The following is a 966-nucleotide window of genomic DNA, read 5'->3' on the forward strand; positions in this document are numbered from 1 at the left end:
GCAAGCCGAATGAGATTAACGGTTTCAGTGCAATTTATAAAATTGCGGTAGTTGTTGTACTTCTTTTTGCAGGTCTTACCATCAATAGAAATTTTGACTGGAAAGATAATTTCACTTTATTCTCAAAAGACATCCTAGTTTCTAAAAACAGTGGTAAAATTCATACCGATTTGGCTGGGGAGATGATAAATAAAGCCATTACAATGCAATCAGTAAAAGAAAAAGAAATCGAAGATTGGACTTTAGAAGAAAAATTAGAGGCTTTAAAAGAAAACCAATATGAGCGCATGGAATTGGTGAAAGGGGCAATCCCTCTATTAAAAAAGTCCCTCGAGGTACACCCCATGAGTAATGCCGCTTGGTTGCAAATGGCCAATGGACAGCACTTTTTAGGGCAAATAGAAGATAATGAGCCCAAAGTAAATTTAACTTATTTACACACGGCCTTAGCTGCTTATGACCAAGCGTATTACTATCGAGGAAGAGGAATGGACTCTACAATTGTTAAATATAAAGCCATCTGCTTGATGGATATAGGTAAATTGATAGGACAAAAACTAGGAGATATTCCTGGTGCCATCGTATCATTAGAAAAAGCCAAATCATTGAGTCCAAAAAATGCGGAAATTTATCTCTTACTAGGAACAGCTTATTCGATGATTAATGATTACCAAAAAACAATTGAAAACTGTTTAAAGAGTGTTTCGCTCCGATCAAATGACAGAGATACAAAACAAAATTTGGCTGTTGCTTATCAGCAATATGCGTTTGCAAATGCAACCAAGCGTAACCTATTGCCATTGGCCGAGAAAATTCTCTTAGACGTTTACAAAGAAGAGAAAAAGTTAGATGATAATGACGTCACTAAAAAAGATGCCATGATTCGTACCTTGGATTTAATTTATAAGAATTATACCATACAAGGCAAGCTGGATAAAGCAAACGAATACAAGAAAGAAGTACTGC

At 35.7% G+C, this 966-nt stretch carries 1 protein-coding gene; it reads left to right on the forward strand.

Features of this window, described 5'->3' with window-relative positions; all coding sequences use genetic code 11:
* Nucleotides 1-966, forward strand: a 966-nt coding sequence (locus L1S34_RS14770) for a tetratricopeptide repeat protein (protein WP_236364862.1), incomplete at both ends; no start/stop codon positions are given.

Origin of the sequence: Flavobacterium sp. K77, assembly GCF_021608205.1 — a bacterium.
GTDB classification, from domain to species: Bacteria; Bacteroidota; Bacteroidia; order Flavobacteriales; family Flavobacteriaceae; genus Flavobacterium; species Flavobacterium turcicum.